The 4,313-nt window shown below is 66.9% G+C and carries 3 protein-coding genes; all 3 read right to left on the bottom strand.

Translation table 11 applies throughout. The features are described from left to right. The coding region (locus UU7_RS16825) for an ESPR-type extended signal peptide-containing protein (RefSeq protein WP_007810478.1) at nt 1–686 on the bottom strand (686 nt) is incomplete at its 3' end. A 174-nt stretch (nt 687–860) separates the two neighbouring features. Then, nucleotides 861–2,459 carry a M4 family metallopeptidase gene (locus tag UU7_RS16820; RefSeq protein WP_007810477.1) on the bottom strand — a complete coding sequence of 533 codons (1,599 nt, stop codon included), beginning with the start codon at nt 2,457–2,459 and terminating at the stop codon, nt 861–863. 575 nt (nt 2,460–3,034) lie between these two features. Then, the coding region (locus tag UU7_RS16815) for a YadA-like family protein (protein ID WP_007810476.1) at nt 3,035–4,313 on the bottom strand (1,279 nt) is incomplete at its 5' end.

Raw genomic sequence — 4,313 nt, 5'->3', positions numbered from 1 at the left:
CCCAGCGCCATCGCCCCGCGACCTTCGGCCGCGGCGATCGAACCGAGCGCGATCGAGCCCTCGCCCTGTGCTTCGGTGGCCAGGTAGTTGTTGTCCGGATCAGGGTCGCCGCCGCCGATCGCAATGCTGCCCCGATCGGATGCCTGCGCGTTGGCACCCAGCGCCACACTGTTGTAGCCGTCGGCACCGGCATTGCTGCCGCCGGCGAACGAGCCCTGGCCCGTTGCGTACGCCAGCGCGCCCACCGCAGTGCTGTCGGCGCCATCCGCGCCGGCGCCGGCGCCCAGCGCCGTGGCCCCGAAACCGCTCGCTTCGGTGGTGTAGACCGTGCCGTCGGTGTCGACATAGGCGCCGCCAAGCGCGGTGGCCGAGTCCGCCGTGGCGCTCGCATTGGACCCGATCGCGCTGGCGTTGTTGCCACTGGCGTCCGCATCCACACCGCAGACGAAGGCGCCATCGCCGGTCGGAGTCGCCGGCACGCTGGTGCTGGTTCCGTCGGTCGTGTAGGTGCAGGTGGCGGCGGCCGTCTGGGCATGGACCGTCAGCGGCGCCAATGCCAATCCGAGCACGCCGACGATCAACTGGCGCCGTACGCCGGCGGCACGACCACGGCCGCGCGCCAGTTCCGATGCGACCACCATTGCTCCGAGCGCTGCATTCCAGACCTTGCGGTAAATCTTGTTCATTGCCCTCTCCCGATTATGGCTGCGCTGCTGCGGCGGCGATGAATCGCGCCGCGCGGCTGACGTTGTTCTTTTGCCTGTTCGTCGACGGCGGCCACCAGCAGCCAGGCGGATGGCGGCGATGCGGCGACGAAAATCGCGCAGCACCCGAGGGTGCTGCGCGCCGAGGTCCCGCGCTTACCTGGGGACGTTGTCGCAGGTCACGCCCACCACCGCGAAGGCGGCGGCAACGTCGGCCTCGGCGTAACTGCGGTCGACCGCAGCCTGTTCCACGCCGCAGGAGCCGCTGTCGTAGGTTTCCGAGGGACCCCAGTACAGCGCGTTCGCGTCGTGGAACACCTCGAAGGCCATCTTCGTATCCCAGCCATCGGTCCGCGCCAGAGTGCAGAACGCGCGGTTGTAGACGCCGCTGGAGTAGTGCACGTCGAGGCCGTCGTAGTAGTCGGCCGCGTTGTCGATCGACAATCCGTCGTTGCTCGGCGTGCACATGTCGCGCAGCGCCGCCATGCCCAGCAGGGGCACCGTGGCGGGCTTGACCATGTCGGCGCCGACCATGAAGTCGTTGCTGCCGCGGTCGTAGAACTTCACTGCCTCGCCGGCCATGTCCGAGAACGCCTCGTTCATGCCGCCGGACTGGCCGTCGTACTCCAGGCCTGAATGCTGTTCGGTGAAACCATGGCTGATTTCGTGCCCGGTCACGTCCAGCACCACGAACGGGAAGAAATACTGGTCGCCATCACCGAAGATCATTTCGCTGCCGTCCCAGAAGGCGTTCTCGTAGTTGGTGCCGTAATGCACCCACATGTGCAACTGCATCGGCGTGCCATCGTCATTCTCCAACGGTGGCTTGCCGAACCACGTGTTGTACATGTCGTACACCACGCCGCCGAAATGGTGGGCGTCGTTGATCGGCGAGTAGGCACCGTTGATGCTGTCGCCGAAGCTCACCCAGTTTGCCGGATCGGAACCGCTGCAACCGAACGTCCACTGGGTAACCCGCTGGCCGCCGGCGAGGTTGTAGGTGGCCACTTCATCGTTCTGCAGATAGCAGGTGTTGCCCACGCGCTGGGCGCCGAGCAGCTCCCGGCCCGGGCCGGAATTGTCGTAGTCGTAGAGGCCGGTCAGCTCGTTGCCACCGGGACCGGTGGCGCCTACGGCTACCGGAGTCGTGCTTCCGCCCGGCGGACGACGGCCGTCGGTCAGGCCTTCCCACTGGCGGATCACCTGGCCGTTGTTGGCATCGACCAGCGCGGTCGGTCGCGACGGCTTGCCGTGAACGGTCACCAGGTAGGAGGTCTGATAGACCAGCCGGGCCTGGCCATTCGCCTGCGGATAGACGTATAGACGGCTCTTTGCGTTGTCGGTCACCAGCGCGGACTGGCCGCGCGCGGACTGCAGCGCAGCCTGCGCCTGCAAGGCGGTCATGCGGGGATGCACCGACGGCAACTGCGCACCCAGGTCGCGCTCCGCCGAACCCCGTGCCGTCAGGACAACGCCGGAGGCATTGCGCTCCACCACCAGATGCCGGCCATACACCGGCACGCCGAGATAGGTCTGCTGCTCGCGGGTCTTCACCGTGCCGTGCGCGGTCCTGAGCTGGTTGCGCGGCACGAACGCGTTGCCGGTACCGAGGTTCAGCCGCGCGGCCATGGCCGACGAAGTGATTTTCCCGAGCGCCTGCGCGTGGACGTCCACGCGGGTCGCAGCCATGCAAAGCGGCATCGCAAGGCCGCCCATGACGGCGAGCAAGGCGCCGACGAGTTTCTTCTGGAGCATCAGTTTCCCCTTTCGGACGATGGATCAGCGAAAGCCGGTGGCTGTCGCCGGATCTGGACGGAATGTCATTCGCACTCCCTCGGGAGTTGACGACGCGCCGACGCTAATGACCGCTCCGAAAGAGTGTCAATGCGAAAAATTCGCAGTACGAAGGATTTATGAAAGTAATTACGAATAATCGACAGATAATCGAAATATAATGCGACGCATGGTCGCTTCCGCGCTCCTGTCCCGGAGCAATGGAATACGCCAAAGGCCTCGACGCGACTCATCTTTGGACGGTGGCGGCAGTCCACCCTGGCGCGGCGAACCCGGGCGAATCGCAAGATAATGCGCTTCGCGCGCGTGATCGCATTCCGCTCGCGAGACGCCCGTCGGGGCGTTGGCACAAGGCGAAAATGCGCACACCCATTCCTCCGCAACGGGATTAAGATCGCGCGCGAGAAACGCGAAACGCGAAACGCGAGCCGCGTGCCAGTCCGATGCACGCCGTGGATTTCCACGGCACTAAAAAAACCGGCGCCACGAGGGCGCCGGTTTTTTTGAACGCGACCCGGTGAACCGGGTCGCCGGGTTTACCAGCCGACGCCCAGGCCGACACCACCGGACGTCTCGTTGCCGCTGACCGCCGCACCGAACGTCAGGTTGGCCTTGGGCGACAGTTGACGCGAGAAGCCGACCGACAGCGCCGCCTGGCCACCGTAGGCGCCTGCGCCGACACCGAGCCGGTTCTTGGCATCGATGCCCTGCGTGCTGAACGCCATCTGCGCCATCGCCGTTCCCATGGCGCCGACGCGGCTCAGCCGCTGGTTGACCGTGTGGAAGCGGCCGTTGACTTCGTTGCGCAGCGAACTGAGATCGCTGGTGCTGACGAAACCGGCGGTCTTCTGGTCGGTATAGGCATTCGCCTGGCTCAGCGTCTGCTGGTCGCCCACATCGGCATAACCCTTCGCGGTGACCAAGGCTTCCTGCACCTGGCCCAGGTTGGCCGCGTCGGTGGTCTGCGTACCAGCCGCCACGTTGGTGATCTGGCGGGTGCTAGCCGCCGTGCCCACCGACACCGTATTCGCCCGGTCTGCCAACGAGCCCTGGCCCAGCGCCACCGCACCTTCGGCGGTCACCGAACTGCCCTGGCCGATCGCCGTACCCGACGCCGCGCTCACCGATGCGCCTTCGCCGACCGCCACCGCGTTGGTCGCCGTCGCCGCGATCGTGGTATTGGCACCCACCGCGGTGCTGCCATCGGCATTCACCTTCGCATTGCCGCCGATCGCGGTGTCGTTCGGGCCCGCCGCGTAGCTGTCGCCGCCCACGGCCGTGCCGTAGCTGCCGCCCGCCGCTGCGCCGGAGCCGATGGCCACGCCCTTGGAGCCCTGCGCCACGGTGGCCGGATCGCTGCCATCGCTGGCACCATCCACCGCCACGCGTGCGCTCGTGGCATCGCCAGCGGCCTGCGCCTGCTCCACCGCCGTCAGGCGCCCATCCAGGCCGTTGATGCTGCTCAACGCACCGGACAGTGCCAGGTCGAGCGCGCCCAGCGCGTCGCCCACGTTGTCGTAGCTGCCGCCCTGGATCGCGAAGTTCGGCATGACGATGCCACCGCCCGCCTGCAGCATTGCGCCTCCGCCGAATGCGCCGAGCACGTCGGCGATCTGGCCTACCGTGGCCGCGTCGTCCGCCACGTCGCTGGCCTGCAGATTGCTGAGCCTGGTGCCGTTGGCACCGGCCAGGGTGACCTGCTCCTTGCTGGCGTCGTCGTAGGTCACCGCGCTGTCGGCAAGATCACCCAGGCCATCGGACACGCTGGTGATCGCCGCATCCAGCTGGCCCTTGTTCACCGCGTCGGTGTCTTCC

This window comes from Rhodanobacter spathiphylli B39 (assembly GCF_000264295.1).
Classification (GTDB): domain Bacteria; phylum Pseudomonadota; class Gammaproteobacteria; order Xanthomonadales; family Rhodanobacteraceae; genus Rhodanobacter; species Rhodanobacter spathiphylli.
This window is presented reverse-complemented; position numbering and strand designations above follow the sequence as displayed.